Genomic DNA, 26,870 nt, shown 5'->3' with positions numbered 1-26,870 from the left:
GCAGGGGCGTGCGGCACGCGCGTGTGGCGGCATTGAAAACCTCCAAGGAGTCTTTGATGGGCCAGTACACCGCACCGTTGCGCGACATGCAGTTCGTGCTCCACGAACTGCTCGGCGCAGAAGCCGAACTCAAGGCGATGCCGCAGCACGCGGACATCGACGCGGACACCATCAACCAGGTCATCGAAGAAGCCGGCAAGTTCTGCGCGGACGTGGTGTTCCCGCTGAACCAGCCGGGCGACCGCGAAGGCTGCACCTACGTCGGCGATGGCGTGGTGCACGCGCCCAAGGGCTTCAAGGAAGCCTACCAGCAGTACGTGGAAGCCGGCTGGCCGGCGCTGGCGTGCGATCCCGAATTCGGCGGCCAGGGCCTGCCGATCGTCGTCAACAACGCGCTGTACGAGATGCTGAACTCGGCCGGCCAGGCGTGGACGATGTACCCGGGCCTGTCGCACGGCGCGTATGAAGCGCTGCACGCACATGGCACGCCGGAACTGAAGCAGACCTACCTGCCCAAGCTGGTGTCGGGCGTGTGGACCGGCACGATGTGCCTGACCGAGCCGCATTGCGGCACCGACCTTGGCATCCTGCGCACCAAGGCCGAACCGCAGGCCGACGGCTCGTACGCCATCACGGGCACCAAGATCTTCATCTCCGCCGGCGAACACGACCTGGCCGAGAACATCATCCACCTGGTGCTGGCCCGCCTGCCGGACGCCCCGCAAGGCACCAAGGGCATCTCGCTGTTCGTCGTGCCGAAGTTCATCCCCGATGCCAGCGGCAATCCGGGCGAGCGCAACGGCATCAAGTGCGGCTCGATCGAGCACAAGATGGGCATCCACGGCAATGCCACCTGCGTGATGAACCTGGACGGCGCGCGCGGCTGGCTGGTCGGCGAGGCCAACAAGGGCCTGAACGCGATGTTCGTGATGATGAACGCCGCGCGCCTGGGCGTCGGCGCGCAAGGCCTGGGCCTGACCGAAGTGGCGTACCAGAATTCGGTCGCCTATGCGAAGGATCGCCTGCAGATGCGCGCGCTGACCGGCCCGAAGGCGCCGGACAAGCCGGCCGACCCGATCATCGTGCACCCGGATGTGCGCCGCATGTTGCTCACGCAGAAGGCCTATGCCGAGGGCGGCCGCGCCTTCAGCTACTGGACCGCGCTGCAGATCGACCGCGAGCTGTCGCATCCCGATGAAGCGGTGCGCAAGGAAGCCGCCGACCTGGTGGCGCTGCTCACGCCGGTGATCAAGGCATTCCTGACCGACAACGCGTTCACGTCGACCAACGAAGGCATGCAGGTGTTCGGCGGCCACGGCTACATCGCCGAGTGGGGCATGGAGCAATATGTGCGCGACGCCCGCATCAACATGATCTACGAAGGCACCAACACGATTCAGGCGCTGGATCTGCTGGGCCGCAAGATCCTCGGCGACATGGGCGCCAAGTTGAAGGCCTTTGGCAAGATCGTGCAGGAATTCGTCGAGGCCGAGGGCACCAACGAGGCGATGCAGGAGTTCGTCAACCCGCTGGCCGACATCGGCGACAAGGTCCAGAAGCTGACGATGGAAATCGGCATGAAGGCGATGGGCAACCCCGACGAAGTCGGCGCCGCGGCCGTGCCTTACCTGCGCGTCGTGGGTCACCTGGTGTTCTCGTACTTCTGGGCGCGCATGGCCAAGATCGCGCTGGAAAAGCAGGACAGCGGCGACAAGTTCTACGTCAGCAAGCTGGCTACCGCGCGTTTCTACTTTGCCAAGCTGCTGCCGGAAACCGCGGCGGAAATCCGCAAGGCGCGCGCCGGCAGTGCCACGCTGATGGCACTCGACGCCGACCTGTTCTGATCTGAACGACCGACGGCCGGCAGGGGTGGAGCGGTTGGCGGGCCATGCGTGGCGCGCCGTAACCCGAAGCCCTTGCCGCAACTGCCCTGCCGCCCGGACGGCAGGGGCGCGAGCACACCGAACGCTCGAATACTTCTCTCCCAAACGCTCACTCTCCAAGGAGCGCGCATGTCCAATTTCATCGTCAAGAAGGTCGCCGTGCTGGGTGCCGGCGTCATGGGCGCGCAGATCGCCGCCCACCTCGTCAACGCCCGAGTGCCTGTGGTGCTGTTCGACCTGCCGGCCAAGGAAGGCCCGAAGAGCGGCATCGCGCTGCGGGCCATCGAAAACCTGAAGAAGCTGTCGCCCGCGCCGCTCGGCATCAAGGACGAAGCGGGCCTGATCCGCGCCGCCAACTACGAGGACGACATCGAGCTGCTCAAGGATTGCGACCTGGTGATCGAGGCGATCGCCGAGCGCATGGACTGGAAGCACGACCTGTACAGAAAGGTGGCGCCGCATCTGGCGCCTAATGCGATTTTCGCGACCAATACGTCGGGCCTGTCGATCACGGCGCTGTCCGATGGTTTCGACGACAACCTCAAGGCGCGCTTCTGCGGCGTGCACTTCTTCAATCCGCCGCGCTACATGCATCTGGTGGAACTGATCCCCACCGCCACCACGCAGCCCGAGATCCTCGACCGCCTGGAAGCCTTCCTGACCACGTCGCTGGGCAAGGGCGTGGTGCGCGCCAAGGATACGCCGAACTTCATCGCCAATCGCGTCGGCATCTTCTCGATCCTGGCCGTGTTTGCCGAAGCCGAGAAATTCGGCATTCCGTTCGATATCGTCGACGACCTGACCGGCACCAAGCTGGGCCGCGCCAAATCGGCCACGTTCCGCACCGCCGACGTGGTGGGGCTGGACACCATGGCGCACGTGATCAAGACCATGCAGGACGGGCTGGCCAACGACCCGTTCGCGCCGGTGTACAAGACGCCGGCCGTGCTCAAGGGGCTGGTCGACGCCGGCGCGCTGGGCCAGAAGACCGGTGCCGGCTTCTACAAGAAGGAAGGCAAGCTGATCAAGGTGCTGGACGCCAAGACCGGCCAGTACGTGGAATCGGGCAAGAAAGCCGACGAGATCGTCGTGCGCATGCTCAAGAAGGATCCGGCCGAACGCATCAAGCTGCTGCGCGAATCGACCAATCCGCAGGCGCAGTTCCTGTGGGGGGTGTTCCGCGACGTGTTCCACTACATCGCCGTGTATCTGGAGCAGATCGCCGGTTCGGCGGCCGACATCGACCTGGCGATCCGCTGGGGCTTCGGCTGGAATTCCGGCCCGTTCGAAGACTGGCAGGCGGCGGGCTGGAAGCAGGTGGCCGAGTGGGTCAAGGAAGATATCGACGCTGGGCGCGCGCTGGCGAACGTGCCGCTGCCCGCGTGGGTGTTTGATGGCGCGGTGGCCGAGAACGGCGGCGTGCATGGCGCGCAGGGTTCGTGGTCGCCGGCCGCCAGCGCGTTCGTCAAGCGCGCCGAGCTGCCGGTCTACGCGCGCCAGGTTTTCCGGGCCGCACTCAAGGGCACCGAAGCGGCCGATCCGCGCCGTGCCGGCAAGGCCATCGAAGAGAACGACGGCGCGCGCATCTGGACCAGCGATGGCGCCGACGATGTGCTGATCATCTCGTTCAAGGGCAAGATGAACACGATCGGCCCCGACGTGCTCGACACCATCGTGCGCGCCGTGGAACTGGCCGAAGCCGAATACAAGGGACTGGTGGTGTGGCAGCCGACATCGCTGCAGCTGGGCGCGCCCGGTGGTCCGTTCTCGGCGGGCGCCAACCTCGAGGCCGCCATGCCGGCCTTCATGATGGGCGGGGCCAAGGGCATCGAGCCGTTCGTGAAGAAGTTCCAGGACACCATGATGCGCGTGAAGTACGCCGCGGTACCGGTGGTGCCGGCGGTGTCCGGCATCGCGCTGGGCGGCGGCTGCGAACTGATGCTGCATTCGGCCCGGCGCGTGGTCGCGTTGGAAAGCTACGTGGGCCTGGTCGAAGTGGGCGTCGGCCTGGTGCCTGCCGGCGGCGGCCTCAAGGAAGCCGCGATTGCCGCCGCGCGGGCCGCACAGGCCGCCGGCAGCACCAACTACCTGAACTTCGTCACCAACCGCTTCCAGGCCGCGGCCATGGCGCGCGTGTCGACTTCGGCGCTGGAGGCGCAGCAGATCGGCTATGTCCAGCCGACCGATACGATCGTCTACAACGTCCACGAACTGCTGTACGTGGCGCAGAGCGAAGTGCGCGCGCTGGCCAACGCCGGCTATCGCGCGCCGCTGCCGGGCCAGCTGATTCCGGTGGCCGGCCGCTCGGGCATCGCCACGATCAAGGCGTCGCTGGTGAACATGCGCGACGGCAACTTCATCTCGGCGCACGATTTCCTGATCGCCACGCGCATTGCCGAAGTGGTCTGCGGCGGCGACGTGGAGGCAGGCTCGCTGGTCAGCGAGGACTGGCTGCTGGCGCTGGAACGCAAGGCATTCATCGACCTGCTGGGCAACGGCAAGACGCAGGAGCGCATCATGGGCATGCTGCAGACGGGCAAGCCGGTGCGCAACTGATCAGGCCAACGAGGAACCGACATCATGAAACAACTGCAAGACGCCTACATCGTCGCGGCCACGCGTTCGCCGATCGGCAAAGCCCCGAAGGGCGCGTTCAAGAACACCCGTCCCGACGATCTGCTGGCGACGATCCTGAAGGCCGCCGTGGCCCAGGTGCCGAGCCTGGACCCGGCGCTGATCGAGGACGCGATCGTTGGCTGCGCGATTCCCGAAGCCCAGCAGGGCCTGAACGTGGCGCGCATCGGCGCGCTGCTGGCGGGTTTGCCGAATACCGTCGGCGGCATCACGGTGAACCGTTTCTGCGCCTCGGGCCTGTCCGCGGTGGCCATGGCGGCCGACCGCATCCGCGTCGGCGAATCGGATGTGATGATCGCCGCGGGCGTGGAATCGATGAGCATGGTGCCGATGATGGGCAACTCGCCGTCGATGTCGCCGTCGATTTTCGAGCGCGACGAGAACGTCGGGATTGCCTATGGCATGGGCCTGACCGCCGAAAAGGTGGCCACGCAGTGGAAGGTGAGCCGCGAAGACCAGGACGCGTTTTCGCTGGCGTCGCACCAGAAGGCCATCGCTGCCCAGCAGGCCGGTGAATTCGGCGACGAGATCACCCCGATCGAAGTCGTCGAGAAATTTCCCGATCTCGCCACGGGGCAGGTCAGCGTCAAGACGCGCACCATCTCGCTTGACGAAGGGCCGCGCCCGGATACGTCGGCCGAAGGACTGGGCAAGCTGCGCGCGGTGTTCGCCAACAAGGGCAGCGTGACGGCCGGCAACAGCTCGCAAACCTCGGATGGCGCCGGCGCGCTGATCCTCGTTTCGGAAAAGATCCTCAAGCAGTTCAACCTGGTGCCGCTCGCGCGCTTTGTCTCGTTTGCGGTGCGCGGCGTGCCGCCGGAGATCATGGGGATCGGTCCGAAGGTGGCGATTCCCGCCGCGCTGAAGGCCGGAGGGTTGACGCAGGACCAGATCGAATGGATCGAACTGAACGAGGCATTTGCTGCGCAGTCGCTGGCGGTGATGCGCGATCTCGATCTCGATCCGTCGCGTGTGAACCGCATGGGCGGCGCGATTGCGCTGGGCCATCCGCTCGGCGCGACGGGCGCGATCCGCTCGGCAACCGTGGTGCACGCGCTGCGTCGCCACAACATGAAGTACGGCATGGTGACCATGTGCGTGGGAACGGGCATGGGCGCCGCTGGAATCTTCGAGCGCGTATAACAAAAACGCGCCGCAGGGACGGCCGCCTCACGGGCGAGCCGTCCCGACCTTCGATCAGATGAAGAAATGTATGGACACGAAGATGCCAACACGTTGACGCACTGACCCGGAGGAGAACAAGAAATGCAGGAGACAGCCATTCTGGCCGACGCGGCATGCGACATGCCGCGCACGCTGATGGACGCGTTGGGCGTCCGCACCATTCCGTTCCGGATTCGCGCTGGCGATCGCTTTGTCGCCGATACGCGCGACGAGGCGGCCTTGCCCGATCTCTATCAGCAGTATCTGGTCGGCAAGCAGGATCATTACGCCGAATCGATTCCGCTGCTCGAACGCGAACTCGAAGACCATCTGCTCAGGAACGTGGTGGCGCAATGCGACCGCGCGATCCTGCTGACCATCGCCAGCAGCCGCAGCAAGCTGTATGCGAACGCCACCGGCGCGGTGGTGGGCACGGTCGCGCGCAGTTTCAAGCTGCGCAAGGACGCGGGGCGCAGCGGGCTGTTCGATCTCACCGTGATCGACACCGGCGCGATCGGCCCGGGCCAGGCGCTGATCGTGCGCGAGGCCGCGCGCATGCTGGCAGGCGGGGCCAGCGCGGCAGCGGTGGTCGATGCGGTGGAAAATCGCCTGCGCGATGCGGCGCATATGTTCCTGATTCCCGACGAGCTGTTGTACATGTACACGCGCGCCAAGCTCAAGGGCGAGCACAGCATCACGTGGGGCCGCTATATGCTGGGCAGCGCATTCAATATCCGCCCGGTGATCCGCATGCATCGCGGCGCAACCGAGGCGATTGCCAAGGCGCGCGGCACCGACGAAGGCATCCGTCGCCTGTTGGGTCATGCCGAAGCGTGCATCCGCGCCGGATGCCTGATGACACCGACGATCGCAGCCGCCTATGCGGGCGACGTCGATGACGTGACGGCGTGGCCGGCCTGGCAATCGCTGGCCGATGCGGCCGCCGCGCATGACGTGGAGCTGATGCTCGCGCCCATGAGCCTGACCGTCGCGCTCAATGTTGGCGCGGGCGCGTTCGGCTTGAGTTATCTTTCCGAGACGCCGCCACCGTTTGCGTGAGCGGCAAACATCGAATTCCCACTGGAGACGAGGAAGACATGAGCATTACCACCCGCATCGAGCAGGGCGTGCTGACCATTGGTTTCGATCGCATCGACAAGAAGAACGCCATCACCGCGGCGATGTACCAGACCATGGCCGATGCGCTGCGCGACGCCGAAGGCGACAACGCCGTGCGCGTGATCGTGATCGAGGGCAAGCCGGAAATCTTCACGGCCGGCAACGACCTCGAAGACTTCATGAAGCGTCCGCCCACCCATGAAGAAGGCGGCGCGCCCGCGCCGGTGTTTCAGTTTCTCCACGCCATCAGCCACGCCACCAAGCCTGTGGTTGCGTCGGTCAGCGGCGCGGCGGTGGGCATCGGCACCACGCTGCTGCTGCATTGCGATCTGGTCTACGCGTCGGACACCGCGCGGCTGTCGCTGCCGTTCGTGCAGTTGGGGCTGTGCCCGGAAGCCGCGTCGAGCCTGCTGCTGCCGCGCCTGGTCGGCTATCAGCGCGCCGCCGAGAAACTGCTGCTGGGCGAGGCGTTCAGCGCGCAGGAAGCGCACGCCATGGGACTGGTGACGAAGGTGCTGCCCGCTGCCGAACTGGCGGACCACGTGCGTCAGCAGGCGGCCAAGCTGGCGGCGCTGCCGGCGTCTTCGCTGCGTGAAACCAAGCGTCTGATGAAGGGCGACGACACGCCGGCCGTCGAGAAGAAGATGGCGGAGGAAGGCGAGGTGTTCCGCCGCATGCTGCTGGCCGCCGAAGCGAAGGAGGCGTTCACCGCATTCTTCGAAAAGCGCAAGCCGGACTTCTCGAAGTTCGACTAAGCGTGCGGCCTTGCGCCGCAGGCAGCGCTGCGTCCCTGGCCCGCTCGGGCGAGGGACGCCTGCCGATCGGCGCGTTGCTCAGGCCGTCGGCAATTCGCGCGGCGAGCGGCTTTCGTCGGTGGCCACATAGGTCAGCGTGGCTTCGGTCACCTTGACGATCTCATGGCTGTGGCGCATGCGCTGGGCGTAGACTTCGACCGACACCGTGATCGAGGTGCGTCCGGTCTTGACGATGTCCGCGTAGAAGCTGACCAGATCGCCCACAAACACCGGGTGCTTGAACAGGAACGAGTTGACCGCCACCGTGGCCACGCGGCCCTGTGCGCGCTCGACCGCGGGGATCGAGCCGGCAATATCGACCTGCGCCATGATCCAGCCACCGAACACGTCGCCGTGCACGTTGGCATCGGCGGGCATCGGCACCACGCGCAATGCGGGGTTCTTGCCGCGAGGAAGTTCGGAGATGGGGGCGGATGTGGACATGGTGTCGATCGAGGAGAGGGGGAAATACGGGGCATTCATGGGGCGGGCGGGGCACGGTCTGCCGGACCTGGCGTTCTCTGCGACAATCGCGGCATTGGCCTGAATTCTAACGTATGCGCCGCTACTCCACGACCGCCGAGCCCGTCCCCACGCCGCCGGCAAACACGCTGTTCAAAGACGCGGGCGCTCCCCGCAGCGACTGGCAGACCGTCCGCAACCTGCTGCCCTATGTGTGGCACTACAAGTGGCGTGTGATGCTGGCGCTGGCGTGCCTGGTGGCCGCCAAGGTGGCCAATCTGGGCGTGCCGGTGCTGATGAAGAAGCTTGTCGACAGCATGGACGTGAAGGCCGGCGACGCCGCCGCGCTGCTGGTGGTGCCGGTGGGCCTGATCGTCGCCTACGGCGTGCTGCGCCTTTCCGGCTCGCTGTTCACGGAGTTGCGCGAGATCCTCTTTTCGAAGGTCACGCAAAGCGCGGTCAGGGAGATCGCGCTGCAGGTGTTTCGCCATCTGCATGCATTGTCGCTGCGCTTTCATCTGGATCGACAGACCGGCGGCATGAGCCGCGATATCGAACGTGGCACGCGCGGCATCCAGTCGCTGATCTCGTATTCGCTGTACAGCATCCTGCCCACGCTGGTGGAAATGTCGCTGGTGATCGGCTTCTTCGTCCTGCACTACGACATCTGGTTTGCCGCGATCACGCTGTGCGCGCTGGCCAGCTATATCGGCTTCACGATCGTGGTGACCGAGTGGCGCACGCATTTCCGGCGCAAGATGAACGAACTCGATTCGCGCGCCAACCAGAAGGCGATCGATTCGCTGCTCAATTTCGAGACGGTCAAATACTTCGGCAACGAGGAATACGAAGCGCGCCGCTACGACGAGAACCTGCGCACCTACCGCGCCGCCGCGATTCGGTCGCAGAATTCGCTTTCGCTGCTCAATTTCGGCCAGCAGGCGATCATCGCGGTCGGGCTGATCCTGATCCTGTGGCGCGCCACGGTTGGCGTGGCCGCCGGCAAGCTCACGCTCGGCGATCTCGTGCTGGTCAACACGCTGATGATCCAGCTCTATATCCCGCTGAATTTCCTCGGCGTGATCTATCGCGAAATCAAGCAGGCGACCACCGACATGGACCGCATGTTCGTGCTGCTGGGCACCAACCAGGAAGTGGCCGACGCACCCGGTGCGCCCGCGTTGCGCGTCGACGGCGCCCAGGTGCGATTCCGCCATGTCGGCTTCGGCTACGAAACCAATCGCGTTATCCTTGACGATGTCGATTTCACGATCGCCGCCGGCACCACGACCGCGGTGGTCGGGCACAGCGGATCGGGCAAGTCGACGCTGGCGCGTCTGCTGTTCCGCTTCTACGACGTGACCACGGGCAGCATCGAAATCGACGGCCAGGATATCCGGCGCGTGCGCCAGGCCGACTTGCGCGCGTCGATCGGCATCGTGCCGCAGGATACGGTGCTGTTCAACGACAGCATCTACTACAACATCGCCTATGGCCGGCCCGACGCCTCGCGCGAGGAAGTCATCGAGGCCGCGCGCGCCGCGCAGATCGACCACTTCATTCGCGAACTGCCGCAGGGCTACGACACGCCGGTGGGCGAGCGCGGGCTGAAGCTGTCGGGCGGCGAGAAGCAGCGCGTGGCCATCGCGCGCACGCTGCTCAAAAATCCCGCGATCCTGGTGTTCGACGAAGCCACCTCGGCGCTCGATTCGCGCACCGAGCAGGCCATCCAGGCCGAACTGATGCGGCTGGCGCAGAATCGAACCACGCTGCTGATCGCGCACCGGCTTTCCACGGTGGTGCATGCCGATCAGATTCTCGTGATGGATCACGGCCGCATCATCGAACGCGGCACGCACGCAGACCTGATGCGCGCCAACGGCCGCTACGCCGAAATGTGGCACATCCAGGCGCGCAACGCCGCCAAGGGCGCGCCTGATGCGGAAGCGCTGGCGGTCGACGTCGGCGACGCCACGCAGGACGCCTGATCCGCAAAAAACGCCGCCTCGGATTGTCGACAATCCTGGGCGGCAAGTCGCGCTGACACGGGTGCGCGCACAATCGTGGTTCGTCAATGCACCGCGCGCACGCCTCGCTTCGGTGCGCGATTGCCCCATGCGGGGCTGGCACGGCCCTTGCGAAAAGTCCTTCCCAGAGAGATCAACTACTGGAGAAGGTTCATGCCGCAATCCCCTGTGCGCCGTCATCTGCTGAAGCTGTGCACCGCATTGAGCACCACGATGGTGCTGTCGACACTCTGCGCTGGCACCGCGCAGGCGCAAGCTGCGACGAAGATCCGCTTCCAGCTCGACTGGCGTTTCGAAGGTCCGTCCGCGCTGTTTCTGCTCGGCGAACAGAAGGGCTACTACAAGGCCGAAAAGCTCGACGTATCGATCGACGCCGGCAACGGCTCCGGCAACGTGGTCAACCGCGTGGCGTCGGGCACCTATGACATGGGCTTTGCCGACCTGGCGTCCGTGATGGAGTTCTACGGCAACAACCCGGACGCGAAGAACAAGCCGGTAGCCGTGATGATGGTCTACAACAACACGCCGGCGGCCGTGCTGGCGCTGAAGAAGTCGGGCATCAAGTCGCCGCGCGACCTGGCCGGCAAGAAGCTCGGCGCACCGGTGTTCGACGCGGGCCGCCGCGCCTTCCCGATCTTTGCCAAGGCCAACGGCCTGCAGGCCGCGTCGTTCAACTGGCAGGCGATGGATCCGACGCTGCGCGAAACCATGCTCACGCGCGGCGATCTCGATGCGATCACCGGCTTCTCGTTCACGTCGATCCTGAACCTGAACGCACGCGGCGTGAAGGACGAGGACATCGTGGTGCTGCCGTATCCGCAGTACGGCGTGAAGCTGTACGGCAACGCAGTCATCGCGTCCGAGCAATTTCTCAAGAGCAATCCCGAAGCGGTGAAGGCGTTCCTGCGCGCCTTTGCCAAGTCCGCAAAGGACGTGATCGCCAATCCCGAGGAAGGCATCAAGGCCGTAAAGGCGCGCGACGGCATCATCGACGAGAAGCTGGAAGTGCGCCGCCTGAAGATCGCGCTCGACAGCGTGGTGAAGTCGCCCGACGCCAAGGCCGAAGGGTTTGGCCGTGTCAACAAGCCGCGTCTGTCGCTGATGGCGTCGCAAGTGGCCGATGCCTTCGCCACCAAGGGACGCATCAACCCCGATACGCTGTGGACCGACGCCTACCTGCCGTCGGCCGCCGAACTGGATGTGTTGCGATGATGGCAAGAGAAGCACTGATTGGCGCATCGGGCGGCGTGCCGGCCGACGCCGCGCCGGCCCGTGGCGTTGCCGACAGCGCGGGCGCGCCTGCCGGCAAGCCGTTCGTCGATTTCAACCGCGTGTGGCTGGCCTATGACGACGAGCTGGCACGGCGCGGCGAGTTCGCGGTCGAGGACATTTCGCTGCAGGCGGCCGAGGGCGAGTTCATCGCCATCGTCGGGCCGTCGGGCTGCGGCAAGTCGACCTTCATGAAGCTGGCCACCGGCCTGCGCCAGGCCACGCGCGGCGTGGTCAGCATCAACGGCGCGAAGGTGACTGGGCCACTCAAGCAGGTCGGCATGGCATTCCAGGCACCGACGTTGCTGCCGTGGCGCACCACGCTCGACAACGTGATGCTGCCGCTGGAGATCGTCGAGCCGTACCGGTCGACCATGCGCAAGAAGCGCGACGAGTACGTGGCGCGCGCGCGCGATCTGCTCAAGACGGTCGGTCTGGCCGGTTACGAGGACAAATATCCGTGGCAGCTGTCGGGCGGCATGCAGCAGCGCGCCTCGATCTGCCGCGCGCTGATCCACCAGCCGCGCATGCTGCTGCTGGACGAGCCGTTCGGCGCGCTCGACGCCTTCACGCGCGAGGAACTGTGGTGCGTGCTGCGCGATCTCTGGCAGGCGCAACGCTTCAACGTGATTCTGGTCACGCACGATCTGCGCGAAGCGGTGTTCCTGGCCGATACCGTGTACGTGATGAGCGCGCGGCCGGGACGGCTGCTGCTGCGCAAGGAAATCGACCTGCCGCGCCCGCGTCCGCTCGACGTTACCTACACCGAACCATTTGCCGAACGCGTGCACGAGTTGCGCGAGAAGATCGGCCACGTCAGGCAGCATTGATCATGGCGACGATGACCTCACTTCAGGCGAAGCGCGTGCAGCGCGTCGCCCCCTGGATCCTGTTGGGCGCGTGCCTGCTGCTGTGGCAAGGCGCGTGTCTGGTCTTCAATGTCTCGGACTTCATCCTGCCGAGCCCGTCGGCCATCGTGGCGTCGTTGGCCGAATACGGCGGCGTGATCGCCGGGCATGCGTGGCGTACGTTCTGGACCACGATGGTCGGCTTCGGCCTGGCGATCGTCGTCGGCGTGGTGCTGGGCATGCTGATGGGATCGTCGCGGCTGGCCTATGCGGCCACTTATCCGCTGATGACCGCGTTCAACGCGCTGCCCAAGGCCGCATTCGTGCCGATCCTGGTCGTGTGGCTGGGCCTGGGCGCGGGCCCGGCGATCCTGACCGCATTCCTGATCTCGTTCTTCCCGATCATGGTCAATATCGCCACCGGGCTGGCCACGCTGGAGCCGGAACTGGAAGACGTGCTGCGCGTGCTGGGCGCCAAGCGGCGCGACGTGCTGATCAAGGTTGGCCTGCCGCGCGCCATGCCGTTCTTCTTTGCCTCGCTCAAAGTGGCCATCACGCTCGCCTTCGTCGGCACGACCGTTTCCGAGATGAACGCCGCCAACGAAGGCATCGGCTATCTGCTGGTGTCGGCCGGTTCGGCGATGAAGATGCCGCTGGCTTTTGCCGGGCTGGTCGTTATCGCGGCGATGGCGATGGGCATGTACGAGCTGTTCGCCGTGCTGGAAAAACGCATGACCAGCTGGGCGCATCGCGGCTGACGCGCGCCGGTGCAGTCGCCTACGCGTAGTCCAGCGGCAGCGCCGTGGTGTACTTGATCTGCTCCATCGCGAAACTCGAGCTGACATCGGCCAGCTCGGCGCCCTGGATCAGCTTCTTGTACACCGCGTCGTAGGCGGCGATATCGGGCACCACCACGCGCAGCAGATAGTCGGTATCGCCGGCCATGCGGTAGAACTCGGTCACCTCGGGGATCGACGCCACCAGGCCGTGGAAGGCCTTGAGCCATTTCACGTTGTGCTGGTTGGTGCGGATCGACACGAAGACCGTGACGCCGACATTGAGTTTCGCCGCGTCGAGCAGCGCCACGCGCTTGCGGATCACGCCCGCTTCTTCCAGTTTCTGGACGCGCCGCCAGCAAGGGGTGGAAGTCAGGCCGACCTGCTCGCCGATATCGGCAACGGGCACGGTGGCATCCTCTTGCAGGATGCCAAGGATCTGGCGGTCATAGCGGTCCATCGAAGTTCTCGGACAGGGGTGTGATGGCGTCGGCCGTTCGCAGTCCCTGCCGGGCGCGAACTAGCTGACGATGGTGTCCACCAGCAAATTGACGCCGGTGGCAATGCGATCCTGGTCCACGCCGTAGATATGCAGCGATACGGCAACCGCATCGCTGTCGTTGCCCAGCGCGTGGATATGCTGCAGGCCGGCCGGCACGCTGAAGGTGTCGCCTTCGCCGCGCGTGACGGCGCCAACCTGCGTGGCGGTGCGATTGTCGGGATTCCAGCGGTAATGCCGCTCCGACAGCGTGCCGCGCAATACCCGGTACGCGCACCATGTGCGATGGCCGTGCACCGGACTGTGCTGGCCCGGCCGCCAGACCAGCAGCATCACCGAGTAGCGCTCGAACGGATCGGCATGCACCAGGTGACGCGTATAGGTGGCGGGGCTGCCGTCGAGCGCGCCGGGCGGCAGGCTGGCCAGCAGCGTGTCCGTATCGGGCAGGCTCGCCGCGACATGGGCGGCTACCATGCGCGCGCTCTGCGCCAACGTGGCTTCCATGCCGGAGGCCAGCAGGTTCAGGGACAGACGGGAAGACGGCGCGGCTTGCTGCATGGATGGCTCGATCGGGTTGGCGTGCAATGGCAGTCATCTTAAAAGCGCCTCGTGAGCACAAACATGCAAAATCTGGTCCGGAATGCCGTGAAAGTGTAATCCTGTTCTATTAATCTGCAAATATATGGAACGATTTTGCGCGCCGTGCGCGGATCGGGCCGGCGGGCGATAATCCGCGCCATGGAAATCAAATGGCTTGAAGACTTTGTCAGTCTGGCGGAGACGCACAGCTTCTCGCGCTCGGCCGAGCTGCGCCACGTGACGCAGCCAGCGTTCTCGCGTCGCATCCAGTCGCTGGAAGCGTGGGTCGGCACCGAACTGATCGATCGGTCCAGCTATCCCACTAGCCTGACCGCCGCCGGCAAGGTGTTCTACGAACAGGCGCTGGCGATGCTGGCGCAGGTTAGCGAGACGCGCGCGCTGATGCGCGGCCAGCGCTCTGCCAATGCGCAGGTGCTGGAATTCGCCGTGCCGCACACGCTGTCGCTGACCTTTTTCCCCGAATGGCTCAAGGGCGTCGAACGCCTGGTCGGCACGCTGCCGTGCCGGCTGCGCGCGCTCAATGTCCATGACGCCGTGCTGATGCTGGTCGAAGGCGGCTGCGATTTGGTCATGGTCTACCACCATGCCCGACAGGCGATCCAGCTCGACCCGGCGCATTACGACATGCTCGTGCTGGGCACCGAGCGGCTGTCGCCGTACAGCGTGCCCGACGCGACTGGCCGGCCGCTGTTCCGGTTGCCGGGGACCGACAAGAAGCCGGTGCCGTTCCTCAGTTACACGCCCAATGCGTTCCTCGGCCGCATGGTCGACATGCTGCTGGCCGAATCGCCGGAAACGCTCAAGCTCGACAAATGCTACGAGACCGATATGGCCGAGGCGCTCAAGGTCATGGCGCTGGCCGGGCACGGCATGGCCTTCCTGCCCGAAAGCACGGTGCGCGAGGACGTGGCCGCGGGCCGTCTGGTCCGGGCCGAATCGGCGCGCAGCCTGCCGCAGTCGATCGACATGGAAATCCGGCTCTATCGCGAGCGGCCGACCGACAATGGCGGCGAGCGCCGCGGCAGCCAGTTGCGCCGCAAACGCCAACTGGTGGACAAGGTGTGGGCCGCGGTGGCGGCTCCGCCGGCGGGCAACTAAGCCGGCGGTAGCGCGTTCGAAGGTTATGCATGACTTGCATAACGGCGGTGGGGCGGATGATCAATCGGCATTGGATTCAGAACAGGGGGCGCCGATATCCTGCGGGTCACCTTCACTCGGAACTCTACGATGTCTTCCGCAGCACCGACGCAAAACGTCTCCAACGCTCACGCCCTGCCTTCGTACCTGAACGCCGACAATCTCGGCCCGTGGGGCATCTACCTGCAGCAAGTCGACCGTGTCACGCCTTACCTGGGTTCGCTGGCACGCTGGGTGGAAACGCTCAAGCGCCCCAAGCGCGCGTTGATCGTCGACGTACCGATCGAACTCGATAACGGCACCATTGCCCATTTCGAGGGCTATCGCGTGCAGCACAATCTGTCGCGCGGCCCGGGCAAGGGCGGTATCCGTTTTCACCAGGACGTCACGCTGTCCGAAGTGATGGCGCTGTCGGCGTGGATGTCGGTGAAAAACGCCGCGGTGAACGTGCCCTATGGCGGCGCCAAGGGCGGCATCCGCGTCGATCCGCGCACGCTGTCGATGCCGGAACTGGAACGCCTGACGCGCCGCTACACCAGCGAGATCAACCTGATCATCGGTCCGACCAAGGACATTCCCGCGCCGGACGTCAATACCAACGCCCAGGTCATGGCCTGGATGATGGATACGTATTCGATGAACTCGGGCAGCACGGCCACCGGCGTGGTGACCGGCAAGCCGATCTCGCTGGGCGGATCGCTGGGACGCCATGAAGCCACCGGCCGTGGCGTGTTCGTGGTCGGCTCCGAGGCCGCGCGCAATCTCGGCATGGACGTCAAGGGCGCCCGCGTGGCCGTGCAGGGCTTCGGCAATGTCGGCGCGGTGGCGGCCAAGCTGTTCCATGAAGCCGGCGCCAAGGTGGTGGCCGTGCAGGATCACCGCACCACGCTGTACAACCCGGCCGGGCTGGACGTGCCGGCGATGATGGAATATGCCTCGCACAGCGGCACCATCGACGGCTTCCAGGGCGAAGTCCTGTCGACGGAACGGTTCTGGGAAGTCGATTGCGACATCCTGATTCCCGCCGCACTGGAAGGCCAGATCACCGTGCAGAACGCGCCGAAGATCACCGCCAAGCTGGTCATCGAGGGCGCCAACGGCCCGACCACGCCGCAGGCCGACGACATCCTGCGCGAGCGCAACATCCTCGTCTGCCCGGACGTGATCGCCAACGCTGGCGGCGTGACGGTGTCCTATTTCGAATGGGTACAGGATTTTTCCAGCTTCTTCTGGACCGAAGAGGAAATCAACGAGCGCCTGGTACGAATCATGCAAGAAGCCTTCCGGGCGATCTGGCAGGTTGCCCAGGACAACAAGGTCACCCTGCGTACGGCTGCGTTCATCGTGGCTTGCACGCGGATCCTGCAGGCGCGCGAGATGCGTGGTCTGTATCCATGATACGGACGGTCATGAATCGGGGATCGCGCATTGCTGCGTCGCAGCAATGCTTCCCGCTTTCGTGAGGCATCGAAAAAACGGCGACCGGTTTGTTCCGGCCGCCGTTCTTCTTTTTGGGGCCGATGCAGGCGGCCGCCGGTACGTGAAAGGTGGGTTGGCAGATGTGTCTCATTTTGGCGCATCGCCGCGAAACCATGCCCGATTCGGCACCACTTAGGGGAAAAACCCGTTGTCTTGGGTGACGAGCTAAGCAATACTGTTTCGCCGATGGGACAGTCTGATACAGTCCCGTCTTTCTCTTCATGGTCAAGGAGATGTTATGAATTTTGCCAAGCTGGCTGGCCTGATGATCGCGGCAGGCACGCTGTGCGCAAGTGCCCAAGCGGCCGAACCGCTGACGGGTACGCTGCAGAAAATCAAGGACACGGGTGTCATCACGCTGGGTGTGCGGGATTCTTCGATTCCGTTCAACTACAACCTGGGCGGCGTGCGCCAGGTGGGCTATTCCTACGATATCAACATGAAGATCGTGGAAGCCATCAAGGATCAGCTGAAGCTGCCGAACCTGCAGGTCAAGGAAATCCCGATCACGTCGCAGAACCGCATCACGCTGCTGCAGAACGGCACGATCGATATCGAGTGCGGATCGACCACGAACAACCTGGAACGCCAGAAGCAGGCATCGTTCACCACCAGCATCTTCATCATCGGCACGCGCATCATGGTGAAGAAGGATGGCGGCATCAAGGACTGGGCCGACCTGAAGGGCAAGAACGTGGTGACCACCGCTGGCACGACGTCCGAGCGCCTGCTGCGCAAAATGAACGATGACCAGAAGCTGGGCATGAACATCATCAGCACCAAGGATCATGGCCAGTCGTTCCTGACGCTGGAATCGGGCCGTGCCGTGGCGTTCATGATGGACGACGCGCTGCTCTACGGCGAACGCGCCAAGGCCAAGAACCCGAACGACTGGATCGTGGTGGGCAAGCCGCAATCGCGTGAATCGTATGGCTGCATGATCCGCAAGGACGACGCGCCGTTCAAGAAGCTGGCGGACCACGTCATCACCGGCCTGATGAAGGACGGCCAGATCAACACGATGTACACCAAGTGGTTCATGCAACCGGTGCCGCCGAAGGGTCTGAACCTGGACTTCCCGCTGTCCGAAGACATGAAGGCGCTCTTCAAGAATCCGAACGACAAGGCACTCGACTGATTCTCGCGATCGGAGCAGTGCGAAACGGAAGGATGAGTCCTTCCGTTTCTTTTTGAGGACGCAACATGGATTACATATTTCACTGGGGAGTCTTCCTCGAACAGGCGGCCGCCAACGAGACGTACCTGGACTGGATGATTTCCGGTCTCAAGGTGACGATCGCGCTGGGCCTCAGTTCGTGGATCATCGCTCTGGTCATCGGATCGGTGCTGGGCGTGCTGCGCACCGTGCCGAACAAGTGGCTGTCGGGGTTTGCGGCCACCTACGTCGAGATCTTCCGGAACATTCCGCTGCTGGTGCAACTGTTCATCTGGTATTTCGTCGGCCCGGAGCTGTTGCCCGGCGGCGAGGCGATCAAGCAGATGAATCCGTTCACGCAGCAATTCCTGGCCGCCATGATCTGCCTGGGCACGTTTACCGCCGCCCGGGTCTGCGAACAGGTGCGCTCGGGTATCAATTCGCTGCCGCGCGGCCAGAAGAACGCCGGGCTGGCGATGGGCTTCACGCTCACGCAGACCTATCGCCACGTGTTGCTGCCGATGGCGTTTCGCGTGATCGTGCCGCCGCTGACCTCCGAATTCCTGAATATCTTCAAGAATTCCGCCGTCGCGTCGACGATCGGCCTGCTGGAGTTGGCCGCGCAGGGGCGCCAACTGGTGGACTACACCGCGCGTCCCTATGAGTCGTTCATCGCGGTCACCGTGCTGTACGCGCTGATCAATTTCACGGTGATGCTGCTGATGCGCTGGGTGGAACGCCGCACCCGCGTGCCCGGCTTTATCGGCGGCAAGTAAGGAGCTGGAACATGGCATACGAATTCGATTTCAGCTCGATCAACCCGTCGACGCTGCATGTGCTGGGCGAGGGCATGATGGTGTCGCTGAAGATCACCGTGACCGCGGTGATCGTCGGCATCGTCTGGGGCACGATCCTGGCGATGATGCGGCTGTCGTCGAGCAGGGTGCTGAACCTGTTCGCGCAGGGGTACGTCACGCTCTTTCGCTCGATCCCGCTGGTGATGGTGCTGCTGTGGTTCTTCCTGATCATCCCGCAGCTGCTGCAGAAGGTATTCAATCTGAACGCCGCGTCCGACTTGCGCATGACGTCCGCGCTGATCGCGTTCTCGCTGTTCGAGGCCGCGTATTACTCGGAAATCATCCGCGCCGGCATCCAGAGCGTGTCGCGCGGGCAGATGTTCGCCGCGCAGGCGATGGGCATGACCTATGGCCAGACCATGCGTCTGGTGATCCTGCCGCAGGCGTTCCGCAACATGGTGCCGCTGCTGCTGACGCAGGGCATCATCCTGTTCCAGGATACGTCGCTGGTCTACGTCAGCGCGCTGGCGGATTTCTTCGGCCAGGCCTACGGCATTGGCGAGCGTGACGGCCGTATCGTCGAGATGCTGCTGTTCGCGGGCCTCGTGTACTTCATCATTTGTTTCTCCGCTTCACTGCTGGTCAAGCGTTATCAGAAAAAGGTGGCCGTATGATCGAAATTAATAACGTTTCCAAGTGGTACGGCGCCTTCCAGGTGCTGACGGACTGCACCACCAAGGTCGCCAAGGGCGAAGTGGTGGTGGTGTGCGGTCCGTCGGGGTCCGGCAAATCGACGCTGATCAAGACCGTGAATGCGCTGGAACCATTCCAGAAGGGCGACATCCTGGTGGACGGCACCTCGGTGGGTAATCCGAAGACCAACCTGCCGAAACTGCGTTCGCGCGTTGGCATGGTGTTCCAGAACTTCGAGCTGTTTCCGCACCTGTCGATCACCGAGAACCTGACCATCGCGCAGATGAAGGTGCTGGGCCGTTCGAAGGAAGAGGCCACCGCCAAGGGGCTGAAGTACCTGGAGCGCGTGGGTCTGAAGAACCAGGCGGCGAAGTATCCGGGCCAGCTGTCGGGCGGCCAGCAGCAGCGCGTGGCGATCGCCCGCGCGCTGGCGATGGATCCGATCTGCATGCTGTTCGATGAGCCGACCTCGGCGCTCGACCCGGAAATGGTCAACGAGGTGCTGGACGTGATGGTGCAGCTGGCGCAGGAAGGCATGACCATGATGTGCGTGACCCACGAAATGGGCTTCGCACGCAAGGTGGCCAACCGCGTGATCTTCATGGACGCCGGCAAGATCGTGGAAGACTGCCCGAAGGAAGAGTTCTTCGGCAATATCGAGGCGCGCTCCGAGCGGGCCCGCCAGTTCCTCTCGAAGATCCTGCATCACTGATCGACCGCCGCCGCGGGCGCCGCACGCAACGCGTGCCGGCGGTCGCGGCGCGTTGCCTCGCGGCGCGATCCCCCGCGCCCGTCCCGCATCCCGCTTGACCTTCCCGCAGTTCCTCGACTGTATCTTCGACAGTATCCCCGGCCGTTCGCCTTCAGCGGCTTTCAACCGCCTGACGCGGCGCTCAGGTGCACGCGGTGTTGGCGGCGTTCTTGGCCTGCACCTCGGGCGGGATCGGCACCGTCCAGGTCATAGTCGGCCTGCCGTGTTCGAACATGATCAACTCGCCAGGCGCAAATTGTGTCCAGGTTTCGTTGTCGGTCAGCGGCGCCGTGGCAATCACCGCGACGCGGTCGTCCGGGGTAGTCACCTGCGCGAAATCGATCGACAGATCCGCGTCGATCAGATGCGCCTTCGAGAACGGCCATTGCCTGACGATGTAGTACAGCCGCGTCGAGCAGTGCGCAAATAGCGCCTGGCCATTGCACAGCAGAAAGTTGAACACCCCATGCAGCGTGATGTCGCGCGTGATGTCGGCCAGCGCGTGGCCCAGTTCGTTCAGCGGCGGCTGCGATCCGGGAAAGCGCTTGCGCAGGCCTTGCATCAGCGCGCAGAACGCCAGTTCGCTGTCGGTGTCGCCCACTGGCTGGTAGACGCCGGACAGGTACGGGTTGAAGCCGATCAGATCGCCATTGTGGGCAAAGATCCAGTGCCGGCCCCACAGTTCACGCATGAACGGGTGGCAGTTTTCCAGCCGCACCGTGCCCTGCGTGGCCTTGCGGATGTGGGAGATCACATTTTTGGACTTGATCGGATACCGCTTGATCAGTTCCGCCACCGGCGACGTACCGGCCGACTGGTTGTCGATGAACAGCCGGCAGGCCTTGTCCTCGAAGAACGCCACACCAAAGCCGTCGGCATGATGGTCCGTGACGCCGCCGCGGGCGGCAAAGCCGGTAAAGGAAAACGTCACGTCGGTCGGCGTGGCGCAGTTCATGCCTAGAAGCTGGCACATGGCGGAGGCACCGTGCGGCAGGGGGCTGCCGCTTTGCAATAGAATGCGGTCATTATCCTGCGCGTGCCCGGTGCTGCCAAGAGACCGTCTGCGCGCGCCGCAGATTTCCCGCCAGCCCCTTCCCAGCCATGAGCCAATACAAGATCGCTGTCATTCCCGGAGACGGAATCGGAACGGAAGTGATGCCCGAGGGCATCCGTGTCATGGATGCCGCCGCGCGGCGCTTCGGCATCGACTTCCAGTGGGATCACTTCGATTTCTCGAGCTACGCCTACTACGAGCGCCACGGCAAGATGCTGCCGGACGACTGGTTCGACACACTGACCCGCTACGACGCGATCTACTTCGGCGCCGTGGGCTGGCCGGCGAAGATTCCCGACCATGTGTCGCTGTGGGGGTCGTTGCTGCAGTTTCGCCGCTCGTTCGACCAGTACGTGAACCTGCGCCCGGTGCGGCTGATGCCCGGCATCAAGAGCCCGCTGGCCGATCGCAAGCCCGGCGACATCGACTTTTACGTCGTGCGCGAAAACACCGAAGGCGAGTATTCGAGCATCGGCGGCCGCATGTTTCCCAACACGGAGCGCGAGATCGTGGTCCAGGAGACAGTGATGAGCCGCCATGGCGTCGACCGGATCCTGAAATTCGCGTTCGAACTGGCGCAGAAACGCCCGAAGAAGCACCTGACGTCGGCGACCAAGTCCAACGGCATTTCGATCACGATGCCGTACTGGGACGAGCGCGTCGAGGCGATGGCCGCCAGCTATCCGGACATCAACGTCGACAAGTACCACATCGACATCCTGACCGCGCATTTCGTGCAGCATCCGGACTGGTTCGACGTGGTGGTCGCCAGCAACCTGTTCGGCGACATCCTGTCCGATCTGGGGCCCGCATGCACGGGCACCATCGGCGTGGCGCCGTCGGGCAATATCAATCCGGACAAGATCTATCCAAGCCTGTTCGAGCCGGTGCACGGCTCCGCGCCAGACATTGCCGGCAAGGGCATCGCCAATCCGATCGGCCAGATCTGGTGTGGCGCCATGATGCTCGAACATCTGGGCCACGCCGACGCAGGCGCCGCCGTGCTGCAGACCATCGAGAAGGTCCTGGCCGCCGGGCCGGGCCACGCGCCGCTCACGCGCGATATCGGCGGCAGCGCATCCACGTCCGATCTGGGCCGAGCCATTGCGGAGGCACTGTGAAATTCCAGGGATGTCCTCGCACCTTGCTGCTGGAAAGCTTCCGCGCAGCCGTGGCGGCCGCCGATCCGCTGGAAATCGTCGCCGACCATCTTCCGCCGCCTCACGCCGGCGGCCGCACGCTAGTGGTGGGCGCCGGCAAGGCCGCGGCGTCGATGGCCCTGGCGGTCGAGCGCGCCTATCGCGGTCAGGCCTCGCTGGAAGGCGTGGTTGTGACGCGCTATGCGCACGGGCTGCCCACCGAGCATATTCGCGTGATCGAGGCCGGCCATCCGGTGCCCGACGAAGCCGGTGAAAAAGCCGCCGCCGACATCCTCGCGCAGGTGCAGTCGCTCGGTCCCGACGACCGACTGATCGTGCTGGTGTCGGGCGGCGGATCGAGTCTGCTGTCGCTGCCCGCCGAAGGCATTCCGATGGCAGACCTGAAGGCCACCACGCGGGAACTGCTGCGTTGTGGCGCGCCGATCACGGACATGAACATCGTCCGCAAGCATATCTCGCGTATCCAGGGCGGCCGGCTGGCCCAGGCCAGCCGCGCGCCGGTGACCACGCTGATCGTGTCGGACGTGGCGGGCGACGATCCAAGCGCGATCGCGTCGGGCCCCACGGTGCCCGATCCCAGCACCTACGCCGACGCGCTGGCAATCCTGAAGCGCTTTGGCGCAGCGGTGCCCGCGTCGGTGCAATCGCATCTGGAACGCGGCGCCCGCGGCGAGATTCCCGAGACGCCGAAACCCGGCGACGCGCTGTTCCGCCGTGTGGACAACCGGATGATCGCCACGGCGCACGGCAGCCTGGAAGCCGCTGCGGCGCTGTTCCGCCGCCAGGGAATCGAACCGGTTCTGCTGGGCGACACCGTGACCGGCGAAGCCCAGGAAGTGGCGCGCGTCTACGCCGCCTTGGTGCGCGAGATTCGCAAGTACAATGCCCCGTTCTCGGCGCCTGTGGTGCTGGTGTCCGGCGGTGAATGCACGGTCACATTGCCCAGCAACGCGGAGGCGGCGCGCGGCGGGCGCTGTTCGGAGTTCCTGCTGTCGCTGGCGATCGAGCTTGAAGGCGCGGCCGATGTGCACGCCATCGCGGCCGACACCGACGGCATCGACGGTTCCGAAGACAATGCCGGCGCGCTGCTGACGCCCGACTCGCTGGCGCGTGCGCAGGCGGCGGGCGTATCGGCGCGCCACAAGCTAGATGCACACGATGCCTGGGGATTCTTCGACACCCTGGGCGATCTGGTGGTGACTGGTCCCACACGCACCAATGTGAACGACTACCGCGCCATCCTGATTCTCTGATTCTCGATTGTTCCTGCAGGCCGGCGTCCCGCGACGACCGGCCGATGATTTCAGCCATGACCCAGAAGCTTACGATTACCCGCCCCGACGACTGGCACCTGCATCTGCGCGATGGCGCCGCGCTGTCGGCGGTGCTGCCCGACACGGCGCGCCAGTTTGCGCGCGCGATCATCATGCCGAACCTGAAGCCGCCCGTGACCACGGTGGCGCAGGCCAGCGCCTATCGCGACCGCATCCTGGCCGCGCTGCCGGCCGGCATGGCGTTCGAGCCGCTGATGACGCTCTATCTGACCGACAACCTGCCGGCCGAGGAAATCGTCGCCGCCAAGGCCAGCGGCTTGGTCCATGCCGTGAAGCTGTATCCGGCGGGCGCCACCACAAACAGCGATGCCGGTGTGACCGATATCCGCCGCTGCGCCGCCACGCTCGAAGCGATGCAGCGCGTGGGCCTGCCGCTGCTGGTGCATGGCGAGGTGACCGACGGCGATATCGACATCTTCGATCGGGAGGCGGTCTTCATCGATCGCGTGATGAAGCCGCTGCGCAAGGATTTTCCGGAGCTGAAAGTGGTGTTCGAGCACATCACGACGCGCGATGCGGCGCAGTATGTGGCCGAAGCGGAAGGCCCGGTCGGGGCGACCATCACGGCGCACCATCTGCTGTACAACCGCAACGCCATCTTCACCGGCGGGATCCGCCCGCATTACTACTGCCTGCCGGTGCTCAAGCGCGAGATCCATCGCGAGGCACTGGTCAAGGCGGCGACCTCCGGCAGCGCGCGATTCTTCCTCGGCACGGACAGCGCTCCGCACGCGCGCGGCCTCAAGGAACACGCGTGCGGCTGCGCCGGCTGCTACACGGCACTGCACGCGATGGAACTGTACGCCGAAGCCTTCGACAACGCGGGCGCGCTGGACAAGCTCGAAGCGTTTGCCAGCTTCAACGGCCCGGCGTTCTACGGCATGCCGCGCAACACCGGCACGCTGACACTCACGCGCGAGGACTGGCAACTGCCGGCCGAACTGCCGTACGGCGATGCCACGCTGGTGCCGCTGCGCGCCGGCGAGACGCTGCGCTGGAAGGCCAGCTGAATCGATTGCTGTCGACCATCGATTGGACGCGGCCGTGGTTCCTGCCATTTGCCGCGTCGGCGTCAACTTTGACGCGCGCCTTGCAGGGCGGCGACGATCTGCGCGCCGCGCTGAACGGCATGAGTGCCGGGGCGCTGCGCAATGCGCGCGGACTGCCGCTGCGCTTCATCGCCCAATCCGCGTTGCCCGACGGCGTCGCGTATGAATCGCATATCGACGCCACGGGCCAGGTGCCGACCCGCGACAATCTGCACGACGCCTTCAACGCGCTGATGTGGCTGCATTATCCGCAGACCAAGCAGTTGCTCAACCGGCTTCAGGCCGAAGCGATCGCGCGCGACGGCGTGCAGCGCATGCGCGGCGGCCTGCGCGACGCGGCAACGCTGTTCGACGAGAACGGTGCACTGCTGGTAACCGAGGACGCGGGCCTTGCGCAAGCGCTGCGCGGATTTTCCTGGCACGAACTGTTTTTATCACGCCGTGATGCATGGGCTGGCGCCTGCACGGTATTGCCGTTCGGTCACGCGCTGCTCGAAAAACTGGTGAACCCGTACAAGGCGATCACCGCGCATGTGTGGTGGATCGCCGCGTCTCCGGGCCTTGCGATGGCGCAGATCGACGGCCTGCTGGCGGCATCGCTGACCAGCGCGGCGCAGCAGGGCGCACTGGCCGGCGGCCGCGGCTTTGCGCCGCTACCCGTAATGGGCGTGCCGGGATGGAGCGCCGACAATGCCGATCCGGCGTTCTATGACGACGCCGGCGTGTTTCGCGCGGGGCGCCGTGCTGACCCGACCGCGCATCGGTGTTAGACTGCGGCCCGCAAAGCAGGCCAGACAATCGCTGCTTGCATCGCAAGGTGCAAGGGGAGGAAAGTCCGGACTCCACAGGGCAGGGTGTTGGCTAACAGCCATCCACGGCAACGTGCGGAATAGGGCCACAGAGACGAGTCTTGCCACCGGTTTCGGCCGGTGGGAAGGGTGAAACGCGGTAACCTCCACCCGGAGCAATCCCAAATAGGCAGACGATGAAGCGGCCCGCCGAGTCTGCGGGTAGGGAGCTGGAACCGTCCGGTAACGGCCGGTCTAGAGGAATGGTTGTCACGCGACGTGCGCCGCAAGGCGTGCGACGCGCACAGAATCCGGCTTATCGGCCTGTCTTTGCTTCCGATATTTCCGATATGAAAACGCCCGGCTGCGCCGGGCGTTTTTGCATCTGCGGCGGCCGGATCAGCCTTCGACGATTTCCATCGTGTGCGTAATCTCGGCGGTCTTCGCCAGCATGATCGACGCCGAGCAGTATTTCTCGTGCGACAGCTCGATGGCGCGTTCCACCTTGGCCGGGTCGAGGTTCCGGCCAGTCACGGTGAAATGGAAGTTGATCTTCGTGAACACCTTCGGGTCGGCATCGGCACGCGCCGCTTCCAGCTTGACCGAGCAGCCGCGCACATCCTGCCGGCCGCGCTTGAGAATCAGCACCACGTCATAGGCAGTGCAGCCGCCGGTGCCGAGCAGCACCATTTCCATCGGACGGGGGGCGAGGTTATTGCCGCCGCCGTCGGGCGCGCCGTCCATGGCGACGATGTGACCGCTGCCGGTCTGGGCGATGAAACTCATGCCTTCCGGGCCCATCCATGTCACTTTGCATTCCATTTTTTTGTTTCCTCGGTTCCTGGGTGTCTGTTTGCGCGCATATTCGCACAATGCCGCGCCTTGCATTTCGCCAGTATATGGCATCAAAACGATTGCATCCGGATGCGGGATATCCCCTAGAAAGTTGAGGGTATCCTCTAATGTGGTCTGCAAGCATCGGTGCGAGATAGCAATTAACTCATTGATTTAAAAAGAGTTTGTTGTAAATTTTGTGGATTAAAAGACATTCCGTATTGTGGTATCGAATTTCGTAGTGCAAATTTTCTTGCATCGCAGGGGGCCATATGTATAATCCAATCCATCGAACGACGGCGCATGAGAGCGCGCTGAAGTGCGAAAGCGAAAGCCGGTAACGTACCCCTGATCGCTTGCCGCACCGCCCGCCATGACCGGCCCCGTCGATCGCCCGGTGTCTCCTCCACCCTCCTCCTTTGGTGGATTCGAACCCAAGTCCAAACCGACTTGGGTTTTTTTTCGCCAGTTTTCCGCGCGCGTTTCCGCCATTTGCCCGAAGTGCCGCGCATCAGGACCGGCAAGGTGGCGTCAACCGCATATCCTCACGCGCCCACCGCAAC

24 protein-coding genes and 1 other RNA gene are annotated in these 26,870 nt (G+C 64.5%); 20 read left to right on the top strand and 5 right to left on the bottom strand.

Annotated features, from left to right (window positions below; genetic code table 11):
- The first annotated feature begins 56 nt into the window (after positions 1–56).
- The 5 genes from AC1RKI_RS01580 (at position 57) to AC1RKI_RS01560 (ending at position 7,555) form a co-directional block, all read left to right on the top strand.
- Entirely contained in the window at positions 57–1,844 is a 1,788-nt protein-coding gene (locus AC1RKI_RS01580; RefSeq protein ID WP_492794093.1) for an acyl-CoA dehydrogenase C-terminal domain-containing protein, read from the top strand.
- A 168-nt stretch (positions 1,845–2,012) separates the two neighbouring features.
- Positions 2,013–4,439, top strand: coding sequence for a 3-hydroxyacyl-CoA dehydrogenase/enoyl-CoA hydratase family protein (locus tag AC1RKI_RS01575; RefSeq protein ID WP_492794095.1), 2,427 nt, complete (start codon positions 2,013–2,015; stop codon positions 4,437–4,439).
- Positions 4,440–4,460: 21 nt separating this feature from the next.
- On the top strand, positions 4,461–5,660 hold the full coding sequence (locus tag AC1RKI_RS01570) for an acetyl-CoA C-acyltransferase (protein ID WP_061954707.1): 1,200 nt from the start codon (positions 4,461–4,463) through the stop codon (positions 5,658–5,660).
- A 123-nt stretch (positions 5,661–5,783) separates the two neighbouring features.
- A complete protein-coding gene (locus AC1RKI_RS01565) occupies positions 5,784–6,740 on the top strand; it encodes a DegV family protein (protein ID WP_227458229.1) in 957 nt (318 codons plus the stop codon).
- A gap of 38 nt (positions 6,741–6,778) precedes the next feature.
- Positions 6,779–7,555 (top strand): enoyl-CoA hydratase, encoded by a 777-nt coding sequence (locus AC1RKI_RS01560; protein ID WP_150980107.1) that lies wholly within the window; start codon positions 6,779–6,781, stop codon positions 7,553–7,555.
- 78 nt (positions 7,556–7,633) lie between these two features.
- Here the strand turns inward: AC1RKI_RS01560 and AC1RKI_RS01555 are convergent, their stop codons facing one another.
- Complete coding sequence (locus AC1RKI_RS01555; RefSeq protein WP_061954713.1) at positions 7,634–8,038, bottom strand: acyl-CoA thioesterase; 405 nt, start codon at positions 8,036–8,038, stop codon at positions 7,634–7,636.
- A gap of 113 nt (positions 8,039–8,151) precedes the next feature.
- On the opposite strand from AC1RKI_RS01555, the gene AC1RKI_RS01550 reads away from it, so the two are divergent.
- From AC1RKI_RS01550 to AC1RKI_RS01535, 4 genes are all read left to right on the top strand, one after another.
- Positions 8,152–10,044, top strand: a complete 1,893-nt coding sequence (locus AC1RKI_RS01550) for an ABCB family ABC transporter ATP-binding protein/permease (RefSeq protein WP_492794097.1) — start codon at positions 8,152–8,154, stop codon at positions 10,042–10,044.
- Between the two features lie 192 nt (positions 10,045–10,236).
- Complete coding sequence (locus AC1RKI_RS01545) at positions 10,237–11,295, top strand: ABC transporter substrate-binding protein (RefSeq protein WP_150980105.1); 1,059 nt, start codon at positions 10,237–10,239, stop codon at positions 11,293–11,295.
- Positions 11,292–12,182: an ABC transporter ATP-binding protein gene (locus tag AC1RKI_RS01540; protein ID WP_084003889.1), complete on the top strand. Its 891-nt coding sequence runs from the start codon at positions 11,292–11,294 to the stop codon at positions 12,180–12,182. The genes AC1RKI_RS01545 and AC1RKI_RS01540 overlap by 4 nt, the downstream gene beginning before the upstream one ends.
- Positions 12,183–12,184: 2 nt before the next feature.
- Positions 12,185–12,958: an ABC transporter permease gene (locus tag AC1RKI_RS01535; protein WP_061954719.1), complete on the top strand. Its 774-nt coding sequence runs from the start codon at positions 12,185–12,187 to the stop codon at positions 12,956–12,958.
- A 19-nt stretch (positions 12,959–12,977) separates the two neighbouring features.
- On the opposite strand, the gene AC1RKI_RS01530 is transcribed toward AC1RKI_RS01535, so the two are convergent.
- Both AC1RKI_RS01530 and AC1RKI_RS01525 read right to left on the bottom strand, forming a co-directional pair.
- Positions 12,978–13,436, bottom strand: coding sequence for an Lrp/AsnC family transcriptional regulator (locus AC1RKI_RS01530; RefSeq protein WP_061954721.1), 459 nt, complete (start codon positions 13,434–13,436; stop codon positions 12,978–12,980).
- 60 nt (positions 13,437–13,496) lie between these two features.
- Positions 13,497–14,033, bottom strand: coding sequence for a cysteine dioxygenase family protein (locus AC1RKI_RS01525; RefSeq protein ID WP_061954723.1), 537 nt, complete (start codon positions 14,031–14,033; stop codon positions 13,497–13,499).
- Positions 14,034–14,213: 180 nt separating this feature from the next.
- Between AC1RKI_RS01525 and AC1RKI_RS01520 the strand changes: the two genes are divergently transcribed.
- From AC1RKI_RS01520 to AC1RKI_RS01495, 6 genes are all read left to right on the top strand, one after another.
- On the top strand, positions 14,214–15,173 hold the full coding sequence (locus AC1RKI_RS01520) for a LysR family transcriptional regulator (RefSeq protein ID WP_492794101.1): 960 nt from the start codon (positions 14,214–14,216) through the stop codon (positions 15,171–15,173).
- A gap of 129 nt (positions 15,174–15,302) precedes the next feature.
- Positions 15,303–16,610 (top strand): Glu/Leu/Phe/Val family dehydrogenase, encoded by a 1,308-nt coding sequence (locus tag AC1RKI_RS01515; RefSeq protein WP_061954727.1) that lies wholly within the window; start codon positions 15,303–15,305, stop codon positions 16,608–16,610.
- A 319-nt stretch (positions 16,611–16,929) separates the two neighbouring features.
- Positions 16,930–17,829 carry a glutamate/aspartate ABC transporter substrate-binding protein gene (locus AC1RKI_RS01510; RefSeq protein ID WP_061954729.1) on the top strand — a complete coding sequence of 300 codons (900 nt, stop codon included), beginning with the start codon at positions 16,930–16,932 and terminating at the stop codon, positions 17,827–17,829.
- A 65-nt stretch (positions 17,830–17,894) separates the two neighbouring features.
- Positions 17,895–18,623 carry an amino acid ABC transporter permease gene (locus AC1RKI_RS01505; protein ID WP_061954731.1) on the top strand — a complete coding sequence of 243 codons (729 nt, stop codon included), beginning with the start codon at positions 17,895–17,897 and terminating at the stop codon, positions 18,621–18,623.
- An 11-nt stretch (positions 18,624–18,634) separates the two neighbouring features.
- A complete protein-coding gene (gltK, locus tag AC1RKI_RS01500; RefSeq protein WP_061954733.1) occupies positions 18,635–19,318 on the top strand; it encodes a glutamate/aspartate ABC transporter permease GltK in 684 nt (227 codons plus the stop codon).
- The gene (locus AC1RKI_RS01495; RefSeq protein WP_061954735.1) at positions 19,315–20,049 is read left to right on the top strand and encodes an amino acid ABC transporter ATP-binding protein; all 735 of its coding nucleotides are present in this window, start codon (positions 19,315–19,317) and stop codon (positions 20,047–20,049) included. Before gltK ends, AC1RKI_RS01495 begins: the two co-directional genes overlap by 4 nt.
- Positions 20,050–20,230: 181 nt before the next feature.
- On the opposite strand, the gene AC1RKI_RS01490 is transcribed toward AC1RKI_RS01495, so the two are convergent.
- Positions 20,231–21,061 (bottom strand): class II glutamine amidotransferase, encoded by an 831-nt coding sequence (locus AC1RKI_RS01490; RefSeq protein WP_061954944.1) that lies wholly within the window; start codon positions 21,059–21,061, stop codon positions 20,231–20,233.
- A gap of 128 nt (positions 21,062–21,189) precedes the next feature.
- Between AC1RKI_RS01490 and AC1RKI_RS01485 the strand changes: the two genes are divergently transcribed.
- The 5 genes from AC1RKI_RS01485 (at position 21,190) to rnpB (ending at position 25,809) form a co-directional block, all read left to right on the top strand.
- Positions 21,190–22,263, top strand: a complete 1,074-nt coding sequence (locus AC1RKI_RS01485; RefSeq protein ID WP_492794105.1) for a tartrate dehydrogenase — start codon at positions 21,190–21,192, stop codon at positions 22,261–22,263.
- Positions 22,260–23,555, top strand: a complete 1,296-nt coding sequence (locus tag AC1RKI_RS01480; RefSeq protein WP_150980103.1) for a glycerate kinase type-2 family protein — start codon at positions 22,260–22,262, stop codon at positions 23,553–23,555. Before AC1RKI_RS01485 ends, AC1RKI_RS01480 begins: the two co-directional genes overlap by 4 nt.
- Positions 23,556–23,611: 56 nt before the next feature.
- The gene (gene pyrC, locus AC1RKI_RS01475; RefSeq protein WP_492794106.1) at positions 23,612–24,646 is read left to right on the top strand and encodes a dihydroorotase; all 1,035 of its coding nucleotides are present in this window, start codon (positions 23,612–23,614) and stop codon (positions 24,644–24,646) included.
- A gap of 5 nt (positions 24,647–24,651) precedes the next feature.
- Positions 24,652–25,455 (top strand): DUF3025 domain-containing protein, encoded by an 804-nt coding sequence (locus AC1RKI_RS01470; RefSeq protein WP_492794108.1) that lies wholly within the window; start codon positions 24,652–24,654, stop codon positions 25,453–25,455.
- 12 nt (positions 25,456–25,467) lie between these two features.
- Positions 25,468–25,809: RNase P RNA component class A (rnpB, locus tag AC1RKI_RS01465), an RNA gene on the top strand.
- A 63-nt stretch (positions 25,810–25,872) separates the two neighbouring features.
- Here the strand turns inward: rnpB and AC1RKI_RS01460 are convergent.
- The gene (locus AC1RKI_RS01460) at positions 25,873–26,295 is read right to left on the bottom strand and encodes an OsmC family protein (RefSeq protein ID WP_061954946.1); all 423 of its coding nucleotides are present in this window, start codon (positions 26,293–26,295) and stop codon (positions 25,873–25,875) included.
- Positions 26,296–26,870 lie beyond the last annotated feature (575 nt).

The sequence above is a fragment of the Cupriavidus sp. GW822-FHT06G04 genome, assembly GCF_058799075.1.
Note: the sequence above shows the minus strand (reverse complement) of the source record. Positions and strands in the feature narration are given on the sequence as shown.

What these genes read in the sequence shown, in the direction of transcription:
- AC1RKI_RS01525 (WP_061954723.1), bottom strand. Translation starts at nt 14,033, where the DNA reads ATGCAGCAAGCCGCGCCGTCTTCCCGTCTGTCCCTGAACCTGCTGGCC.
- AC1RKI_RS01495 (WP_061954735.1), top strand. Translation starts at nt 19,315, where the DNA reads ATGATCGAAATTAATAACGTTTCCAAGTGGTACGGCGCCTTCCAGGTG.
- gltK (WP_061954733.1), top strand. Translation starts at nt 18,635, where the DNA reads ATGGCATACGAATTCGATTTCAGCTCGATCAACCCGTCGACGCTGCAT.
- AC1RKI_RS01505 (WP_061954731.1), top strand. Translation starts at nt 17,895, where the DNA reads ATGGATTACATATTTCACTGGGGAGTCTTCCTCGAACAGGCGGCCGCC.
- AC1RKI_RS01535 (WP_061954719.1), top strand. Translation starts at nt 12,185, where the DNA reads ATGGCGACGATGACCTCACTTCAGGCGAAGCGCGTGCAGCGCGTCGCC.
- AC1RKI_RS01550 (WP_492794097.1), top strand. Translation starts at nt 8,152, where the DNA reads ATGCGCCGCTACTCCACGACCGCCGAGCCCGTCCCCACGCCGCCGGCA.
- AC1RKI_RS01490 (WP_061954944.1), bottom strand. Translation starts at nt 21,061, where the DNA reads ATGTGCCAGCTTCTAGGCATGAACTGCGCCACGCCGACCGACGTGACG.
- pyrC (WP_492794106.1), top strand. Translation starts at nt 23,612, where the DNA reads ATGACCCAGAAGCTTACGATTACCCGCCCCGACGACTGGCACCTGCAT.
- AC1RKI_RS01460 (WP_061954946.1), bottom strand. Translation starts at nt 26,295, where the DNA reads ATGGAATGCAAAGTGACATGGATGGGCCCGGAAGGCATGAGTTTCATC.
- AC1RKI_RS01515 (WP_061954727.1), top strand. Translation starts at nt 15,303, where the DNA reads ATGTCTTCCGCAGCACCGACGCAAAACGTCTCCAACGCTCACGCCCTG.
- AC1RKI_RS01530 (WP_061954721.1), bottom strand. Translation starts at nt 13,436, where the DNA reads ATGGACCGCTATGACCGCCAGATCCTTGGCATCCTGCAAGAGGATGCC.
- AC1RKI_RS01565 (WP_227458229.1), top strand. Translation starts at nt 5,784, where the DNA reads ATGCAGGAGACAGCCATTCTGGCCGACGCGGCATGCGACATGCCGCGC.
- AC1RKI_RS01510 (WP_061954729.1), top strand. Translation starts at nt 16,930, where the DNA reads ATGAATTTTGCCAAGCTGGCTGGCCTGATGATCGCGGCAGGCACGCTG.
- AC1RKI_RS01545 (WP_150980105.1), top strand. Translation starts at nt 10,237, where the DNA reads ATGCCGCAATCCCCTGTGCGCCGTCATCTGCTGAAGCTGTGCACCGCA.
- AC1RKI_RS01580 (WP_492794093.1), top strand. Translation starts at nt 57, where the DNA reads ATGGGCCAGTACACCGCACCGTTGCGCGACATGCAGTTCGTGCTCCAC.
- AC1RKI_RS01555 (WP_061954713.1), bottom strand. Translation starts at nt 8,038, where the DNA reads ATGTCCACATCCGCCCCCATCTCCGAACTTCCTCGCGGCAAGAACCCC.
- AC1RKI_RS01540 (WP_084003889.1), top strand. Translation starts at nt 11,292, where the DNA reads ATGATGGCAAGAGAAGCACTGATTGGCGCATCGGGCGGCGTGCCGGCC.
- AC1RKI_RS01560 (WP_150980107.1), top strand. Translation starts at nt 6,779, where the DNA reads ATGAGCATTACCACCCGCATCGAGCAGGGCGTGCTGACCATTGGTTTC.
- AC1RKI_RS01485 (WP_492794105.1), top strand. Translation starts at nt 21,190, where the DNA reads ATGAGCCAATACAAGATCGCTGTCATTCCCGGAGACGGAATCGGAACG.
- AC1RKI_RS01520 (WP_492794101.1), top strand. Translation starts at nt 14,214, where the DNA reads ATGGAAATCAAATGGCTTGAAGACTTTGTCAGTCTGGCGGAGACGCAC.
- AC1RKI_RS01575 (WP_492794095.1), top strand. Translation starts at nt 2,013, where the DNA reads ATGTCCAATTTCATCGTCAAGAAGGTCGCCGTGCTGGGTGCCGGCGTC.